At 49.1% G+C, this 18,775-nt stretch carries 14 protein-coding genes; 2 read left to right on the top strand and 12 right to left on the bottom strand.

The window, feature by feature from the left end; translation table 11 throughout:
* Window positions 1–18: 18 nt before the first annotated feature.
* The 11 genes from KDD36_01315 to KDD36_01265 all read right to left on the bottom strand — a co-directional run bounded on the left by KDD36_01315 (window position 19) and on the right by KDD36_01265 (window position 13,027).
* The gene (locus KDD36_01315) at window positions 19–1,464 is read right to left on the bottom strand and encodes an NAD(P)/FAD-dependent oxidoreductase (protein ID MCB0395258.1); all 1,446 of its coding nucleotides are present in this window, start codon (window positions 1,462–1,464) and stop codon (window positions 19–21) included.
* Window positions 1,451–3,412, bottom strand: a complete 1,962-nt coding sequence (locus tag KDD36_01310; protein ID MCB0395257.1) for a glycosyltransferase family 39 protein — start codon at window positions 3,410–3,412, stop codon at window positions 1,451–1,453. Before KDD36_01310 ends, KDD36_01315 begins: the two co-directional genes overlap by 14 nt.
* Window positions 3,413–3,426: 14 nt before the next feature.
* A complete protein-coding gene (locus KDD36_01305; GenBank protein MCB0395256.1) occupies window positions 3,427–4,014 on the bottom strand; it encodes an HAD-IB family hydrolase in 588 nt (195 codons plus the stop codon).
* A complete protein-coding gene (locus tag KDD36_01300) occupies window positions 4,014–6,101 on the bottom strand; it encodes an SDR family oxidoreductase (GenBank protein ID MCB0395255.1) in 2,088 nt (695 codons plus the stop codon). The genes KDD36_01305 and KDD36_01300 overlap by 1 nt, the downstream gene beginning before the upstream one ends.
* Window positions 6,098–6,961 (bottom strand): decaprenyl-phosphate phosphoribosyltransferase, encoded by an 864-nt coding sequence (locus tag KDD36_01295; GenBank protein MCB0395254.1) that lies wholly within the window; start codon window positions 6,959–6,961, stop codon window positions 6,098–6,100. The genes KDD36_01300 and KDD36_01295 overlap by 4 nt, the downstream gene beginning before the upstream one ends.
* An 88-nt stretch (window positions 6,962–7,049) precedes the next feature.
* A complete protein-coding gene (locus KDD36_01290) occupies window positions 7,050–8,846 on the bottom strand; it encodes an ABC transporter ATP-binding protein (protein MCB0395253.1) in 1,797 nt (598 codons plus the stop codon).
* A 99-nt stretch (window positions 8,847–8,945) separates the two neighbouring features.
* Entirely contained in the window at window positions 8,946–9,671 is a 726-nt protein-coding gene (locus tag KDD36_01285; protein MCB0395252.1) for a 3'-5' exonuclease, read from the bottom strand.
* Between the two features lie 21 nt (window positions 9,672–9,692).
* Window positions 9,693–10,094: a hypothetical protein gene (locus KDD36_01280; GenBank protein MCB0395251.1), complete on the bottom strand. Its 402-nt coding sequence runs from the start codon at window positions 10,092–10,094 to the stop codon at window positions 9,693–9,695.
* A 31-nt stretch (window positions 10,095–10,125) separates the two neighbouring features.
* Complete coding sequence (locus KDD36_01275) at window positions 10,126–11,274, bottom strand: serine hydrolase (protein ID MCB0395250.1); 1,149 nt, start codon at window positions 11,272–11,274, stop codon at window positions 10,126–10,128.
* Window positions 11,271–12,020, bottom strand: a complete 750-nt coding sequence (gene lipB, locus KDD36_01270; protein ID MCB0395249.1) for a lipoyl(octanoyl) transferase LipB — start codon at window positions 12,018–12,020, stop codon at window positions 11,271–11,273. The genes KDD36_01275 and lipB overlap by 4 nt, the downstream gene beginning before the upstream one ends.
* A 23-nt stretch (window positions 12,021–12,043) precedes the next feature.
* Window positions 12,044–13,027 carry a bifunctional phosphoglucose/phosphomannose isomerase gene (locus KDD36_01265; protein ID MCB0395248.1) on the bottom strand — a complete coding sequence of 328 codons (984 nt, stop codon included), beginning with the start codon at window positions 13,025–13,027 and terminating at the stop codon, window positions 12,044–12,046.
* Between the two features lie 162 nt (window positions 13,028–13,189).
* Here KDD36_01265 and lysS point away from each other — a divergent pair, with 162 nt between their 5' ends.
* A complete protein-coding gene (gene lysS / locus KDD36_01260; protein ID MCB0395247.1) occupies window positions 13,190–14,995 on the top strand; it encodes a lysine--tRNA ligase in 1,806 nt (601 codons plus the stop codon).
* Window positions 14,996–15,117: 122 nt separating this feature from the next.
* Window positions 15,118–16,104, top strand: a complete 987-nt coding sequence (locus KDD36_01255) for an NAD(P)H-dependent glycerol-3-phosphate dehydrogenase (protein MCB0395246.1) — start codon at window positions 15,118–15,120, stop codon at window positions 16,102–16,104.
* On the opposite strand, the gene KDD36_01250 is transcribed toward KDD36_01255, so the two are convergent.
* Window positions 16,101–18,767 (bottom strand): tetratricopeptide repeat protein, encoded by a 2,667-nt coding sequence (locus KDD36_01250; protein MCB0395245.1) that lies wholly within the window; start codon window positions 18,765–18,767, stop codon window positions 16,101–16,103. The two genes, KDD36_01255 and KDD36_01250, sit on opposite strands and share 4 nt — an antisense overlap.
* Between the last annotated feature and the right edge of the window lie 8 nt (window positions 18,768–18,775).

Raw genomic sequence — 18,775 nt, 5'->3', positions numbered from 1 at the left:
TCAGACTTGCTTAAAGCATTATACGCTGCGTTCGGCGCTCTCGTGATACTCTGCATCTATATTGATGTTCCAGAGGTTATACGGACTTCCCGGAAGCTTGAGGTAATTGCGTGCAGCAAGGAGTCCGCTATAGGTAGAATGATCCTGGTTGTTGTATTTGTACAGACCTCCGCGTCCGATTGGGCTCAAGTTATGAATGGCGTCCAGGTAATCCCGAAGTGCATTGTAAGGTTCCTCGTAGCCCAGGTAGTAGGTAGGATAACTTTCCGTCTCACGAACCACCCAGCCGTTGATGATATCCTTCTCCTTGCACAGCCCGATCATCTCCATTTCCCTGCCGGCCAGTTTCACCAACGCCTCATCGGACATCTTCCATAGATCGTCAGACTTGAACACGAAGTACTCGACGCTAACGGCCGTCTCCGATCGTTTGGATGTCATCCTGTCGGAAAAATTGTTGTAGTTCGCAATGCGTGCGGCTTTTACCTCGGGTGCATGGACGTAAATCCACTGATCCGGAAAGAGATTCTCTCCGGTGATGAGAAAATTAACGGTGATGTGTTCCCGGTAGTAGAGCGCATTGGCGGCATCATTCAGTTCCGCAGGAGGTGCCGGATTCAACAAGTGAAAGAAGTGGGTGATGGGTGCGCTGTTGAAGAAATGTCTGGCTTTGATGGTGGCTTCCTGTCCGCTTTGGTCTGTAACGACCACGCCTGTCAGGGCACCGTTCTCCATCACAAATTTCTTCACGGTCGTATTCATCAGGATCTTTCCTCCTTTTTCCACGACGCGCTCCGCCATCTTCTCGTACATCTGGCCCGCTCCTTCTACGGGATAGTCGAACTGATCCACGAGTGTTTTAGGCTTTCCTTTACCGCTGCCGGCCAGGGCATTTTTTACCACCTGCACGAAATTCAACCCTTTGATGCGTTGTGCCGCCCACTCCGCTCCGATCTCACTGCAAGGAATCCCCCACACCTTCTCGGTGTAAGTTTTAAAAAATGTTTTGTAGAGCTTGGTACCAAACATTTGTGAGATCCACTCTTCAAAAGTGTTCGCTTTCTTTTTTGGTTTGATACGTGCCAGGCCGTAGGAGACCATGGCCTGAAACGACTCTAGTGGGCCCAACTTCAACAATACGTCCTGTGCCTTGATGGGATAATTGAAAAACTTGCCTTTGTAATATATCCTGGTAAGCCTGTCTACAGGGATAAAGTCGCTCCCGAGCACTTCCTTCCACAATGCATTCACTTCCTCATTCTTGGTAAAGAACCGGTGCGGTCCCACATCAAATCTGGCGCCATCCCGTATTTCCGTTCTTGCCAGTCCGCCCACCACCTCATTCCTGTCGATGATGATCAGATTTGTTTCGCCGTTCTTAACCAGCTCCCAGGCCGTACCCAGGCCCGCAGGTCCTGCACCGATGATGCAGCAGTTGTATTCTTGTCCGTTACTTTTCTCCATAGATTTTCACCTCAAAGTTATCAACATAAACCGGTTCTTCCTGAGGATTGTAGACAAATATCTTCAATTCCGACCCACGAATCTCGGAAGGCAAAAGTGCAAAATTGAAGTGACCGGGCAGCCATTTATTTTCCTGACCCGGAAGATGATCGGTGTTAAAGTATTCTTCTCTTACCTTATTTCCGGACTGATCAATCACCTGCACTGCAATGCCCGTATTCACGGGATGCCTGCTCATGCTTTGGAGATCGAGCACGACCCTTACCATACCCTTGCCGGTATATATCCTGTCGAACTTGTCCGTATAACAGATGCCATAAGGCATGTCGCTGTATGCCCTGGAGGAACGACTCCCTTCAAAGGCCACTTCATCTGTGATGGTGTTTTCGTTATTCCAATGCGTCTCACCAAGCGGCACTTCCAGGTTGTGGACCTCCTTCGCAAGCAACTCCCAGGCCATCGAATCCGGTTCGGTCCGGTTTTCATACAGCCTCACTTTAATGCTTGGAAACAACCGCTCGATAATCGGCGTCATGGTTCGCTTGAGTTCGCCAGAAATGTTTTCACCAACGCCACCAAGATCGGCCTGATGCGCTTCCACATAAAACACCCTTTGATAAGGTCTGACAAACGTATCGCGCTCAACGTTCAATGCGCTGATGAAAAACACATCACGTTCATTCATGAGCGGAATGGTATGCTCGTCTTCGCTGAAAGCCTCCGGATCATAATAGTAGGTGAACGGCAGATAGGTACACCAGGGTGCCACCAGTATGGCATCTCCGGGTTTGATGGTGCTTTTGATGAATGACGTCGCATGTTTCCAGTCTTCCCCTTTCGTCGGGTGTACGTTAAATGCACTGATGTAAAACCACAACACCGCAGCTGCACCTGCCATCCTCGCTGCTGTTGGTATGGAGGTCGTTCTACCCAGCAATACAGCCAACAGTCCTACCTGACCGATGACCGTGTACATCAGGTATTTGGGCAAAAACAAAGACTTAACCTGGGAGAAGGCAAATGCTGCGATAACCGATATGTATCCACATCCGAGCATTAATATGACCAGCACACGATCCTTATCCATGGTGCCGGACCTCCACTTACTCCTGATGAAGAAAATGCCTGCCAGAAGCGTAATCAATATGATGACCCTTAACGAATCGTATCCATTCAGAAAGTCCTGGTAGATGTAGCGTATGTCTAACAACCGGGGTACAGGAATCCATGACGGTTCACGTCCGGAAACCCCGATTACAAACTTGAGCCAGGGTGCAAATAACAAGACCGATCCTAACTGACTTCCCAGGTAATAATACCATGTCTTTTTATCCCGCACACATAACAACACGGTCATGAACTGACCGACGAAAAGGAACACTGAAGCATAATGCGTGTACATCAATAAACTGTTGACCACCGCAAACAGGATCGTTTTTCTTAAGGTTCGGCGGAAAAACAATTCCATGAACAGGTACATGGAGATCACCGCCAGAAATCCTACAAGTGTAAAACTTCTCGCGTCGTGGGAAAATGCCAGCTGAAGATTTGAGAAAGTCAGCAGGGAGGCGCCCAGTATTGCAGATATCCCACCTGCATTTTTCCTCAGAAAAAGAAAGAACACACCGATGGTAAGGGCATTCAGGACAGTGCACATGATGCGTGCTGATACCAGGGAAACACCGAAAAGACGCACCCACCCGGCGATCAGAAGATTGAATAGCGGCGGATTGGGATCATCCTTGAGGATATCCATAAAAACCGCAGGAGACTGTTGGGAGTGATAAACGCTGACAGCTTCATCCAGGTGCAGGCTCTCATCACCCACGTGCAGCATACGCAGACAAAAACTCAGGATGATGAAAAACCAACAGATATAGGTAGCGTTATTCCCGGTCCAATCCGAGATACGCTGCATCCATTCTTCTGATTTATTTTTGATAGACAAAAACTACAAAGTGTTTATCTTATGTGGAAGCCCTCATTTGCCATGGCCAGTAATTCCCGATCCCCCCGGCTGTTGCCGTAGGCAAATATGCGTTCAAATTCATTAAGATTAAAATGGGCACGTACCCTGCGCTCCTTTTCCGGCCCGTAGCAGTTTGCAGGAATGATCCTGCCGGTGATCGCGCCACTGACCACTTCAAGGTCACTGGCAATACAATGTATTTTCATGGTTTCTGTCCAGGGCTTCACCCATGCTTCAACTGAAGCGGTCACCACAGCGATAACGGCACCATCCCGTTCATGTTGTCTGAGCTTTTCCAAGGTGTCTTTTCTGATCAGTTCGGGGAGGACGGTCATGCCGAATGCGGACGCCTTTTCTTTAAATTCCTCCGCTGACATTCCGCCAAAGAAATGCTTCAACACTTTTTCTTTCGCCTTCCAGTTCGGGATCAAATGCAACTTGTAGGCCGCCAACCACGGGAGATTACGCGCCATACCGGATAGGAATCCACCTTCACCGTGAACATACCGGATAAACTCCAGGAGTGTGTCCTTCTCGGTGAGGGTCCCGTCCAGATCAAAAAGAGCCAGGGTACGTGGCATCAGAGCTTTAGTTTCTTGAAGACGGGTTCCGGGATCATTTTGATGATCATCATCAGGTACTTCCACATCCATAAAGTGTAGACCACATTTTTCCTGCGCATGTGGGCTTTGTAGATGTCATTAGCCGCCTGTTCCGGAGATGCGGTCAGTGGTGCCGGGAGTGGCAGGCCCTCGGTCATGGCGGTTCTCATGAAGCCTGGAATGACCGTCATCACATGCACATTGTCGGGTTGAAGGCGGTTTCGCAGACCCGACAGATATGCGGTGAAGCCTGCTTTTGCACTTCCGTAAGCATAGTTGCTTTGCCGTCCACGGTCACCCGCAACGGAACTCACGCCTATCAGACAGCCGCTTTTTCTTCGCGCAAAAACCCGCGCCCATTCATTGAAAAGAGAGGCTGGCCCATAAAAATTCGTGTCCATCAGTTTCCTGAACTCTTCCGGATCCTCCATTGCATTCTCCTGGTTTCCGAGATATCCCGCACAGCAGATAACGGTATCCGGTGCAAGCCTTGACGCCATACTGCGGTGTGTCTCCATAGCGGCAACATCCATGGCTTCCACTGCCGGACGTTTTCCCGATTCCTTTTCGATCTCACCAGCCAGCAAATTCAGTGCGGCAACATCTCTCGATGCCAGGGTCACCTCCCACTTTTCCTGTGCATACTTTTTGGCCAATGCCCTTCCCAGGCCGGAAGAAGCACCTATCACCAATACCGACTTTGTATTCTTTTCCATGGATGAACCATTGTGATTTGTGGTTTGTATTTTACTCAATCCGATCCGCCGGGACTGCAGGGAAGCAAAACGACCGTCCGGATCCCATTGCTTCAGAAAGTTCCTGTAATCCTCCGCACCGGGATAGGTATCAAAGAACATTTGTTCAGACATCCTGACATCTTTAGCAAGGTACAACCGTCCGTTGTAATCCTTCACGATGGCATCCAGGCGTTCGAGAAATGGCAACAGTCCTTTGTTCAGCGGAAAATCAAGGGTGAGGGTATAGCCTTTTTTCGGGAAGGATATCATACCCGGTGCCTGATCTCCGAATAACTTGAGGACAGAAAGGAAGGAGGCATAGCCGGCTGATCTGCATTCGTCAAGAATTTTTGTAAGCGCTTCTTTACCCGACTCGATCGGGACCACCAATTGATATTGTGTAAACCCTTTCTTGCCGTATATCCTGTTCCAGTGCAGCAGGCTATCCAAAGGATAAAAATATTCATCGTAGTCTGTCAGGAACTCACCGCGATTCGCATTCCTGAAATAGAACCATTTGTTAAAGGCCGTAACGGACAAACGATTCAAAAGAAAGGAAGGAAAGAAAGGAGGAATGGTGATCTTGCGTTTTGCCGGTATTTCAAAGGGATTGCCGGTAACCTCGGATGCAAGTGCATGTTCACCCAGCATCAGGATGCTGCGCCCGAGGTTCTTTCCGCTGGCCAGGGTATCAATCCAGGCCACTGAATAGGTCGAAGCAATGTGCGTGTCAAACAAAGCCATCACCTCTTCCAGGTTGGCTGCCTTTTTATTCACCTGTTTGATCCATGCGCTTTCCACCTTTTTAAGCTGCATGGTGGCTTGCAGGATGATGCCCGTGAGCCCCATGCCGCCACTTGTTGCGTGAAAAAGTTCCGGCTGTTCGGAAGGGCTGCACGTCACGATGCGACCATCGGGAGCCAGCAACGTCAGTGATAATACGTGCCTGGAAAATGTACCTTCCGAATGGTGGTTCTTGCCATGGATATCAGAGGCAATGCCACCGCCGATGGTCACATACCTCGTACCCGGTGTGACCGGAATAAACCACCCCGCAGAAAGGCAGGTGGTGATGATCTTGTCCAGACTGACCCCTCCTTCACACCGCACCATGCCGGTTACCGGATCAAAGGCAAGAATACGATCCAGTGCGTTGGAAGACCAGATGCGTTCACCCAGCGATGAATCTCCGTAACACCTGCCCAGTCCGCGTGGGATCACCGGATCGTCTTCGGCAAAAAGCCAGTCCTTTATTTTATCCGGTTGATTTCCTTCATACCAATCGGCCCGGACCACCGGGTAGTTTCCCCAGTTGGTTGCCGTGTTCATAGGTAGATCATCAAATACATGATTGCCAACCACGCCACCACCAGCACCAAAAGGAACGGTTGACCGAGTAACAGTCTGACTGGATCACCACTTTTGTTTTCCACCAGGGTCAACTGGAGGTATTTTAATACGCCAATGATCACCAGGATCGTGGTGAGATAAAGATGCGGAGAATGGGTGCGTGCGATCACCTCCGGTGATACCGTATACATCATGTATGCGACGATCACCACAGCGGCCATCAGGATGATCGCGCCGGAAATATAGGGCAGGTTGTAACCGGTAACGGACTTCCTGGTGACCTCACCGCTTTCCTGATGAAGCAACACATCCTCCCGTCTTTTAGCAATGGCAAGGAACAATGCCAGAACAAATGATACCAGCACGATCCACCTGGAGATCTCTACGTCCGCCAGTACACCCCCGGCCAGAATACGAATGAGAAAGCCGAGCCCCACAATGCTTACATCCAATACGGCCACGTGTTTCAGGCCCATGGTATAACTGATGTTGAGTAACAGGTAACCAGCAAGAATCAGCAGGAAAGTCTGATCCAGCATAAAGGCGATGGTTAGGGCAGAGCCAGCCAAAAGTATCATCGTGACGACAGCTTGTCCGGCAGCCACATGACCTGATGCGATGGGCCGGAAACGCTTCACGGGATGAAGCTTATCCGCTTCGCGGTCCATCCAGTCGTTAAGAATATAAACTGCAGATGCCGCCAGGCAAAATGCCAGGACGCCCAATAATACCCATTGAATGGCCCCAACATCCGTGATCTTCCCGGCAAAGAACACCGGAAAGAAAAGGATCAGGTTCTTGATCCATTGTTGAGGGCGTAAGAGTCGGATGATGTGCATGCCTTCGGATAAGTCCGTGTAAAACGGAATGAAGGCCTAAAGATACGATCCCGTGAAAAATGGCATGGAACGGAACTAAAATTCGCGTCTATCCCTGTCCCTTCACCTTCATCGCCTGCTGGATATCTTCCAGGCGACCTTTGGGAATGGCATTGATAAGTTTTTTGGTATAGTCTGATTGCGGGCGATGGTAGATCTCTTCCGCAGGCCCCATCTCTTCGATCTTTCCGTTGTTCATGACGATCATCCGGTCAGACATGAATTTTACGACCGAGAGGTCATGGGAAATAAAAATATACGTAAAGCCGAACGACTCGCGTAGCTCTATTAACAGGTTCAGCACCTGCGCCTGCACGGAAACGTCCAACGCCGAAACGCTCTCATCACAGATGATAAATCTGGGCTTCAAACCCAGCGCACGGGCAATGCAGATACGTTGTCGCTGGCCACCGGAAAACTCATGGGGATACCTGTGGTAATGACTTTCCTGCAGATTCACACGCTTCAGCAATTCAATCACCTTCCCCTTTCTCTCCTTGTCGGACTCACCGATCTTATGCACACGCATGGGCTCCAGGATGGCCTCACCAATGGTCATGCGCGGATTAAGAGAAGAATACGGGTCCTGAAAGATGATCTGTATGTCCTTGCGGATCGGGCGGAGCTCATCCTGTGTCATGGAATGGATGGGCCGTTCATCAAAATACACCTCTCCTTCCGTCGGATCAATGAGCCGGAGAATGGTCCTGCCAAGCGTGGTTTTTCCACACCCCGACTCGCCTACAAGGCCAAGTGTTTCTCCGGGATAAACATCGAAGGTCACGTCGTCTACCGCCCGCGTATAGTCTTTCCCTTTGCCGAACATACCATTGCCGGCAGGAAAATATGTTTTCAGGTTTCTTACTTTCAGCAAGGGATCCCTGCCGTATAGTCCGAGTTCCCGCTGCCTTTGCTCATCCCTGGAAACTTCAAACCGTGATAATACTTCTTCAACGGTATTGGTACTTTCCGTCATTACACCATCTCCCCCGACCTTCATAAAATCGGAGACCGTTGGCAACCAATGGAGTTTTTTATCCAGCGGCGGGCGACAGGCAAGCAAGCCTTTTGTATATGGATGTTGTGGATTCGAGAAGATATCCCAGACAGTTCCCTGCTCTACGATCTTACCCTTGTACATCACCACCACCTGATCCGCCAGTTCAGCAATCACACCAAGATCGTGGGTGATGAACAGGATGCCCATGTCATGCTGTTGCTGCAATTTCTTCATCAGATCCAGGATGGTCTTTTGTACGGTAACATCCAGGGCGGTGGTGGGTTCATCAGCAATCAGTACGGACGGATTACACGACATGGCCATGGCAATCATCACCCGTTGCTTTTGTCCACCTGATATCTGGTGTGGATAGTTTTTGAAGATTACTTCAGGCCTGGGAAGTTGCACCTCTTCAAACAAGGCAATGGTGCGTTCCTTCGCTTCTTTCTTGTCTACATTCTGGTGCAGCATGATGGCTTCCATCACCTGACTTCCATTGGTGATCACCGGGTTGAGTGAGGTCATCGGCTCCTGGAAGATCATGGCGATCTCATTGCCACGCAGGCTTCGCATTTGTTTCTCCGAAAGCTTTAACAGATCCACTGGACCGATGGTGGGACTGTCGAATAGAATCTCACCTTTGGAGATTTTGCCGGGTGGACTGGCAACCAGACGCATGACCGAAAGTGCGGTAACGGACTTCCCGGAACCGGACTCACCCACCACACCCACGGTCTGACCCCTGTTGATGGTGAATGAAATTTCATTGACCGCCTTTACGTACTCGTCTTCGGTACGAAACTCGGTCACCAGATCCCTGATCTCAACCAGCTTCTTTCCTTGCATTCCTGTATCGCCCCGGTTCAATGATTGGTAATTAATAAATGGTTCATTCTAAAGGTAAGAAATGACATACGTCTACGAAAAACCAACCACAAAGTTTTGTTAGGAGCCAATGAATTGTACGTTGTCTTCGGAAATAACAGGCATACCCTTGAACCTGAGCAGAAGTTGTACCATGGCAACCACATCTTTCTGACAGTAAACAACAATCCGTTCAAGGTCCTTTTCTTCCCAATACACACGGGCCACATCGGCTCCGGTGATGTCATCCTTCGGGGTCGGGATTCCGAAAACCGTGGTAAGGGTATTGAGGGAAGTGTAGTTCTTGTAATCTCCGAATTTCCACAGTTCCATGGTATCAAGGAAATTGACTTCCCAGGGTTTTTTTCCCGCGATGTCGAGAATCCTGGGCAACCGGATACCTTGGATCAGCATGCGCCGGGCGAGGTAAGGAAAATCGAATTCCTTGCCGTTATGTGCACAAAGCAAGTGTTGCGGTTTGTTATAATGGCTGTTCAGAAGGTTGGCAAAATCATTCAGCAACGCATGTTCATCATCTCCTGCAAATGATTTGATCTTGATCCCTGGCTGGCCATTGACAGGGGTAACGAAACCCACCGAAATGCATATCACTTTTCCGAATTCCGCATAGATTCCGGCGCGTTCGTACACATCTTCAGGTTCCACCTCCTGCCCCCGGGCAAGTGACAATGCCTTTCTTTCCCACAATGCGCGATATGCATCAGGCAAATCTTCATAATTGTACCAGCATGGAACGGTCTCAATATCCAAAAACAACACATTGTCCAGGTTGATGTGGTCGAGCATGGGATTGGCCTTTGACGGGTGTTACTTGATCATCACGCCCGGCAGCTTCAACAGCGGGATCGTGATCAGATTTTCTTCGGAAATGCTTCCGGTAACAAAGATATATTTTTTGTCATGGAGCAGGCCATCCAGGTAAAAACTCAGCCAGAACTCATTGCTTACACCGAACAGATGGTCCGGAAAGTACTCCACTTTTACAAAACTCCTCGGGTTGATTACTTCAAAAAAGTGACGCAGGGTAGAGGTCTTTACTTCACGGCCTCCGCTCTCACCATATCCCTTGGAAGTGATCATCACCCTGGATATCGGTTTTTTCTTCATGTTGATGAGATATACATTCCAGGCATCATCTACATGATCTCCTTCCCTTGCCACCACCATCGCCACATCTTCTACATCAGGAAATTTTATGTCTTTCTTCATTTCAAATCAAATTGGCTGGTCTGCAAAATCATTACTCCTCATGGCCAGAGATACCGGCAAGACGCAGACCGGTTTCAATATTTTGTATCACATCCAAAGGGTGACCCTGAACGTATTCACTGTTACGGTGATGTCCCAACCTGACGATGATCACCTGATGCTCCGGGATGACAAATACATACTGCCCGAGAATTCCCCTGGCATAAAATATTTTCATCCCATGGTGGTTCAGAAGCCACCACGCATATCCATATCGTTCCAACGGATGCCCTTCATCATTTAAACGCGCCGGATGGATGGATTCCGCGATGTATTCAGCAGGAATAAGCTGCCGGCCGTTCCACGTACCACCATCCTTGTACAATTTTCCTATACGTGCAAAGTCCCTGGCTGTTGCCGTAATGCAGCAATATGCCTTCTCCGTACCCCCTTCCCTGTCCGTACTCCACAAGCCGTCATGTTCCGCACCCATGGGTTTCCAAAGTGTTTCAGACAGGTAATCACTCAGTTTCTTTCCGGTTGCCTGGCGTATCACTTCTGCCAGAACCAGCGTATTGCCGGACAAATATTTATAGTCGACACCTGGTGGTTCAATGGCTTTCATTTCATCCACCAGCACGGGGATATTATCGCCATAGTAAGCACGGGTGGTAACGGATAGCGGACTGGCATAACTTTCATCCCAATCCAGGCCGCTGGACATGGTAAGAAGATGGCGAATGGTGATCTTGCCTTTATCTCCCTCTTTGAATGAGGGGATGAAGTCTCCTACCGGTTGGTCTACATTCCGGATCCGACCTTCTCCGATGGCGACCCCGATCAGTGCACCAACCACAGACTTGGCCATGGAAAAGGAACCGGAGATCCCATTCTGATCCAGTCCATCCCAGTAGCGTTCGAACAATAGTGAATCGTTTCGGAAAACAAGAAACGCTACAGGGTCCAGTGATTCTATGTTTTCCTGTTCCGATGGGGTGAATGCACCTGTGTTGTATTGGGTTGAAACAGGCCAGGGCTGAGGTTGCCCGGCATCAATGGTTCGGTTTGGGAAGAACCGGTAATCGTCGATGTTAGCAAAATTGTGGTAGACGGCGGAATACAGATAATTGTTTCCGGTAAAATGAATAACAGCTGCCAGTGCTGTGAGGATGATCAGGGTGATGATCAGGCGTTTCTTCATGAAGCTTCTTTTTCACTCGGGTGAACTTTCAATTCCGCTTCTTCTGTAGGAACCAGGGTCATACCGAATACATCCGCAAGGTGGTCCTTCAACCGCGCTTTCACTTCTTCCATATCCGGACGTGCATTCAGCTCTTTGGCCATGGAGGTCACTCCTTTGTCGGTAATTCCGCAAGGTACGATATGACCGAAATAACTCAGATCGGTGTCCACATTAAAGGCAAAGCCATGCATGGTAACCCAGCGGCTGGACTTCACTCCCAAGGCGCATATCTTCCTGGCCTTACCAGGATCTTCCGGATCCAGCCATACACCGGTGAGGCCTTCGATGCGTCCCGCCTCAATGCCATAGTCTGCAAGCGTGCGGATCACCCCTTCTTCCAGTGAGCGCATATAACGATGTATGTCCGTAAAAAAACGTTCCAGGTCCAGGATAGGGTAGCCCACGATCTGACCGGGGCCATGATAAGTGATATCTCCGCCGCGGTTAATGCGAACATAGGTGGCCTCTTTCTCCGCGAGTTCCTGATTGTTGATCAATAAGTTTTCGTCCGCTCCTGTCTTACCCAGTGTATAAACGTGCGGATGTTCACAGAAAAGCAGATAGTGGGGCGGGGGAGCGGTTGGTGTTCCCGCGTTTCTGGATTGCATTTTCCATGCGATGATCCGGGAGAACAGCTCCTCCTGAAGGTCCCAGGCGGGCTGGTACGCTTTCATTCCCAGATCAACGAATAAGGTTTTTTCCATACTGGCCGGTAGAATATTTTTTGTCAGATAGCCGCCAATGCGGATTTCAGGTGATCGATCACATTCACCTCCACGACATCCACGCCCTTCTTTTCCCCTAACAGTAACGATACCCAGTCGCCAAGATGCACCAGGTAAAGCGCACGGGTCACGGGATCTTGACCTTTGGACCACACCTCAGTGTAATGCGGGGTATACTTCAGGATCACTTCCTTGCTGACATCCATTCGCTTTTGGGTGCTCTTGTAGTCTGTCTCATTACGAAAAACGACCACGGCCTTTTCATCGTCGCCACCGGCCCATCCAACGAGTTCGTTGTGATTCATTTCCGGAAGCACGTGATGCCAGCACAGCATCTTTGCATTTTCATTCACCTGTTGTCTGAAACGGATGGCCACGCCTCCCGTACCTGCTCCGGCATAGATGACCGGCATACGTCCATACAACAAGTTTGTGAGTTCTTCGGCTTTCTTCATGATCTCTGTGAGATTCGCATCCAGAAAATCCGGAACGCCCTTCAAAGCATCCACCATAGCCTGATTGATGAGACCGAAATGACTGAAGATGATAAATTGTTGGGTGAGTGAATATCCGAAACAAGACCTCGGTGGCATCCCACCGGGAATAACGATCTTGTCGAAACCATACTCATCGGCAAGCTGTGCGATCTTTCCGCCTGAGGTGATACACACGATGTGTGCACCTTGCTTACGGGCATGTTCAAATGCTTCGAGCGTTTCTTCGGTGTTTCCCGAATAAGAAGAGGCAATCACCAACGTTCTGGGTCCTACGAATGCCGGAATAAAATAGTCGTTGTTTACGGTGACAGGAATCTTCACATGTTGCGCGGTCAGTTCCGCAATGATGGTCCCGGCGATACCGGAACCACCCAAGCCAGTGATCAATACGTTGTCAAAGGTTTTATCCGCTTCACGCAAGGGGGTTGAAGTTCCAATGGACATGGCCTCCCGAAGTTGGTTGGGGAAGTTGCTGATCAGTTCTCGCATGGTCATAAGCTGTCAATTTTCAGGCGGATCTCCGCCATTATTTTAAAAGCCTGCACTACTTCAGGCACGATGTTTTACATTTGTAACTTCCGGTACGGAATATGAATGGTGAAGACAACGCCACGGAACGGTCCGCAACCGGTAACCGCAAAATTAACGAAAATGGCCAAAGAACTGAGCGAACAAGAACGCATTAGGAGAGATTCTCTTGAAAAACTGACCGAGCTGGGCATCAATCCCTACCCTGCCGAAGCTTTTGAGGTCAACACTTCAGCCAAAGAAATTCTGGATCACTACGAGTTGAACAAGATCCATTATAAGAATATCAGCATGGCCGGACGGATCATGTCCCGCCGGATCATGGGCAATGCCTCGTTTGCAGAATTGCAGGACGCCACCGGACGAATTCAGGTCTACATCAAAAGAGATGAAATTTGTAAAGGAGAAGACCAATCCCTTTACAATACCGTGTTCAAAAAATTACTGGATATCGGTGATATCATCGGTGTCAAAGGTTATGTGTTCACCACCAACACCGGAACCATTTCCATCCATGTAACCGAGCTGAAACTGCTTTGCAAATCGCTCCGACCATTGCCTATTGTCAAAACCGACCACGAAGGTCACGTGCACGATGCATTCACAGATCCTGACCAGCGCTACCGCATGCGTTATGTGGATCTGATCGTGAATCATGAGGTTAAGGACACCTTCATCAAACGCACCCGTATGGTGAATTCCATGCGGAATTTCCTGGCCGACAAGGGTTATCTTGAAGTAGAGACACCGGTGTTGCAGCCAATATACGGAGGCGCTGCCGCCCGACCGTTCAAGACGCATCACAATACCCTTGACATGACCCTGTACCTGCGTATCGCCAATGAGCTATACCTGAAACGCCTGATCGTAGGCGGGTACAACGGCGTGTTTGAATTCTCGAAAGATTTCCGGAATGAAGGGATGAGCCGCTTCCACAACCCGGAATTCACCCAGGTGGAACTGTACGTGGCTTACAAGGATTATGAATGGATGATGAACCTCGCCGAGACCCTGATCGAAAAAGTCGCGATGGACCTGCATGGTACCACCGAGGTACAGGTGGGGGAACACGTCATCAACTTCCAGCGCCCCTGGAAACGATACACCATGTATGAGGCCATTGCACATTTTACCGGTGTGGATATCTCCGAAATGAACGAGGATGAATTGAGGGCGGCCGCCAAGTCCATGGATATACATGTAGACAAGTCCATGGGCAAAGGCAAGATCATCGATGAGATCTTCGGAGAGAAGTGCGAACCACACCTCATTCAACCAACCTTTATCACCGACTACCCTGTGGAAATGTCGCCACTGGCGAAAAAACACCGCACCAAGGAAGGATTGGTGGAACGCTTCGAAGCTATCTGCAACGGTAAAGAGATCTGCAATGCTTTCTCGGAACTGAACGACCCCATCGACCAACGCAAGCGTTTCGAAGAACAATTGGAGCTTGGTAAGCGCGGCGATGAAGAGGCCATGGTCCTGGACGAGGATTTCCTCCGTGCCATCGAATATGGCATGCCACCAACCGCCGGAATCGGCATCGGTATTGACCGCCTGGCTATGATCATGACCGATAGCGACAGCATCCAGGATGTGTTGTTCTTCCCTCAGATGAGGCCGGAGAAACGTGTAGAAATGATACCAGCGACAACAGGCCTTGATCCGGAAGGAGATGCAGCACTTGCAGAAAAATTTATCAACGCTGTGCCGTCTCACTTGGTGGAGCCCATATTATCAGAGCAAGAAGAATTGGTACTGAAAGTCATGGGAAGCAACAGCATTTCCCTTGATGAGCTTCGTGACAAGGTTAATCTCAGTAAGAACCAATGGGATAAAGCCATTAAAGGATTGAGGGAGAAGGAGCGTGTCCAGGTTAAGAAAGAAGGCGATAAAATGTTCATCACATTGTCTGACAAACCTTAATCAGCATTTATTCACTTCAAGGTCTTGAAGTGAGCAGAGGTCTTTTGATCTCAACTTCCCCGAACCCGCAATGATTTTTATCTTTGTGGCTCTCACAACGGAAAGTCCATTTGTCCTCAAACATTTCAATAGGCGTAATAGGTGGTGGTAGCTGGGCTACAGCCCTCGCGAAACTTCTTTGCAACAATGTAAAGGAGATCACCTGGTGGATGCGCAACCCCGAGGCCATTGCGCACATGGAGCGCTTCCATCACAACCGGCAATACCTGAGTTCGGTTGAATTCAATCCCGAGCAGATCCGCATGGAGAACGACCTCCAGAAGGTCGTGGATCATTGCACCCATCTGATTCTCTCTGTGCCTTCCGCATTTTTGCTGGGTGTGTTCAAAGACTTTCCGGTGGAAGGCATGGAAAACAAGATCGTTTTCTCAGCCATCAAGGGTATTGTTCCGGAATACAATGCCATACCTGCACGATTCATCCATAAGCAATTTCGTGTGCCTTATGAGAACATCGGCATCATCTGCGGGCCCTGTCATGCAGAGGAAGTGGCCCTGGAAAAATTATCCTACCTGACCGTGGGTTGCCAGGATGAAAAAAAGGCATCTGTTCTGGCCGATCTCCTCGCATGCAGGTATATCAAGACTTCCACAACCGATGACCTCTTCGGGACCGAGCTCTCCGCCGTGCTGAAGAACGTATTCGCTATCGCCAGTGGTATTTGCCATGGCCTGGGTTATGGCGACAACTTCCAGGCGGTCCTGATCGCCAATGGCATCCAGGAAATTGAACGCTTCGTGGATGCAGTACACCCCATTCACCGGGATGTCAAAAGCTCGGCCTATCTGGGCGATCTCCTGGTAACCGCATACTCTCAGTTTTCCCGCAACCGGACCTTTGGCAATATGATCGGGAAAGGATACTCGGTGAAGTCGGCGCAGATGGAAATGGATATGATCGCTGAAGGCTATTATGCCGTACGTTGCATTCAGGAAATCAATAAAAAGTTCCAGGTAGATATTCCCATTTGCGATGCGGTATACCGGATACTTTATGAGAAAATCTCGCCGGTAGCGGAGATGCGTATCCTTTCTGAAAACCTGACTTAAAGCGGAAATTTTTGCTTGAAGAAGGCCTGGTAACCTTCCACATCCTTCTGCTGATAGAAACGGATGAAGTTGGCAGCGGAGATCACGAATGCTGGCGCGCCTTGTAATGAGCCTTCCGTTAACGGTTCGAACTGCCTGTTGACATTGAGATAGTATCCCTTGGCTTTATTGCCGTTTTCAAAGCCTTTCACCATGATCAACTGACGCGCAGGATCCAGGATCATCGCTGAGATGGTAAATTTCTCAAGGCCATGAAACTTGGCATTGAAATCCGAAAGCTCCGTCTTCAGCTTATCAATACTTTCCTTACCGCTAGGTACCACCATCACAAAATAATGTACTTCATCCATATTCACTTCATAACTGCCTAAAGAATCCGTCGTTTCTTTGATGACAGCTGTTGTATCCTTTTCTGATTCCGCTGTCCTGGCGGTTTTCATGGCCTCAAGTATTTCCGCAGCGCGGCTACCGGCATCATCGTATGCATACTGGGTGGATACCTCTTCAAGTGCGGCCACAAATACGGAGTCCGTACCCCTGGTATTTCCGATGGCCAGGGCATTAAGCAAGGCGAACTTCGGAGCATAAGCGCCACCCTTATGGAGTGAGTCAGCCATTTGATAATTGTCCAGAACTACCTGGTATTTCTTTTCCTTGAAAGCCTGGAAGCTTTGTTCATACAACTTGACCGCTTCCGCCTGCTCCATCTTCTTTTCCTGAACGTAATTAGGATTGGAGATCAGCTGTGCATATTCAGATTCCGGAAACTCAGACAGTAAGATATTCTTGTACTCCGATGCATCAGCATCCAGTCCTTTTTCAGATAATAGCAGATATAGAAAATAGGATACGGGGGCGCGGTATTTATTATTCGGATAACGCTTCATCAATTCCTTGAAGGTACTGATCGCCTCATCCTGATCATCGAGTCGTTCTTTATAAATGATGGCAAGCTGGTAGTATGCTTCGATCAAACGGCTTTCAGACTGTGCCATGGCTTCCTCGGTGATAGGAATATTTTTAAGGTAAGCCTGTTTGTCACGTATGTTCTTAACCTTAAGGTCTCTGGTCTTACTCGCTTCCAGACTATCTGCTTCTTCCTCTTCGGAGAATCCTCCGAAGGTATTTTTATTGGACCTGCGCCAATTATCCTCCATGGGCCTGTCTCCCCAACGTGTCTTGAACTCTGCCAGGCCACTGGCCAGGGTGGTGGGGTTATAGAAGTACCACCCACCGATACTGCCCGGATTGGTATTGGCATTCTTTTGCGCGGAATTCTGGGTGATGAGTTCCCGGGAACGTCTCGCACGCTCTTCTTCTTCTATCTGCTTCTCCTCCTCTTCGCGGATGGCTTCCCTGATCAGATCCTCAATAAACGCATCCCTTTCCGAATCGCCCATCTTTGCGATCCGCTGAAGGCTATCCTCCACCATGATCACATTCAGATTACGTACCAGGCCGGTTAGGCTGTTCTTCTTGTTGAGGGCTTCCTGATACCTTTCATATTCCGCCGGAAGTTGCGTCACAGAACTATCATAATAAGCCTGGGCCTCCGGATAGTCGCGCAGGTCAAAGTGGACATCCGCCATCAGCAGATAGGAAAGTCCTTTCTGTTTGGGGTTCCCGGTGCTTGATCTGACAGAATTCTCCAGGTGTTGCAATGCTTCATCTGTCTTTCCTTCGCTGAGCGACATCTGCGCAAGGGTATAATGTATCTGATCAAAATACTCGATGTTCTTGTCATCCCTCAACATCTTATCCAGTTGCTTGCGGATATTCGCCTTTGCCGATGCGCTGGCCTTTCCGCCGTCCGCTCCCAACGCACGTGCATGATTGATCTTCGCATTAAAGGCCATCTCATAGGGCGGGTTCAACTTCACCACCTGTTCAAAGAGTCTGCCGGCCTTTTTGTATTCACCATCTTTTTGATATATCTGGGCAAGGATAAACATCAGACGGACCCTTCTTTTCCTTTTGCGCGTGAGGGAGATCGCCTTTTGAAGATGGATGGCGCCATTGATATAATCCTTCTGTTTCAGGAAGAAATCCGCATAGACCGTCTCGTATTCTCCTTTGAGTTTTTTCGGAAAATCCTTGTCGTTCTTGATCATATCCAGAATCAGGAGTCCGTCATCAAAGCGCCCCAGTTCGGCATATGTTCTAACCAGCCAAAGCCTGGCGTCATGTTTGATCTCGTTCTTGTCATAGCGCTTTGCTACATAGTCGAATGTTTCCAACGCTGTTGCAAACTCCTGCTTGTAAAACTGGGCTTCACCCATCAAAAGGAAACTGTCGTCGATCCAGTTACAATGTTCGATCTTCTTAATGTCCATCGAGTGGCGCTGGATCACCTGAGAACACTTCTTGATGGCCCGGTCCATCTGCGGAAAAAATGCCTGAGCCACTTCCTGTGAACCATCGGGATACACATCAAGCACGACGGAATAATCATCAATGTGGCCTTTCTCCAGTCCGGCAACGCCTTCCTTTACGCTTTCCTTTGCATTGAAATAGCCATTGTATCTTGCCGTAAGGTTATGGTAATTGCGGTTGACAAAAGAGTTCTTCTTTGTTGAACACGATGCCAACATAAGCAGGGAAATGCCTACGATGAAATAATGGTATGTGAAAACTTTACGCACGGTTCTTTGAACTGATGCCACGCAAATTT

It is taken from the genome of Flavobacteriales bacterium, from assembly GCA_020435415.1.
Classification (GTDB): domain Bacteria; phylum Bacteroidota; class Bacteroidia; order JACJYZ01; family JACJYZ01; genus JACJYZ01.
The sequence above is the reverse complement of the archived record's forward strand: the minus strand, read 5'-3'. Positions and strand labels throughout refer to the sequence as shown.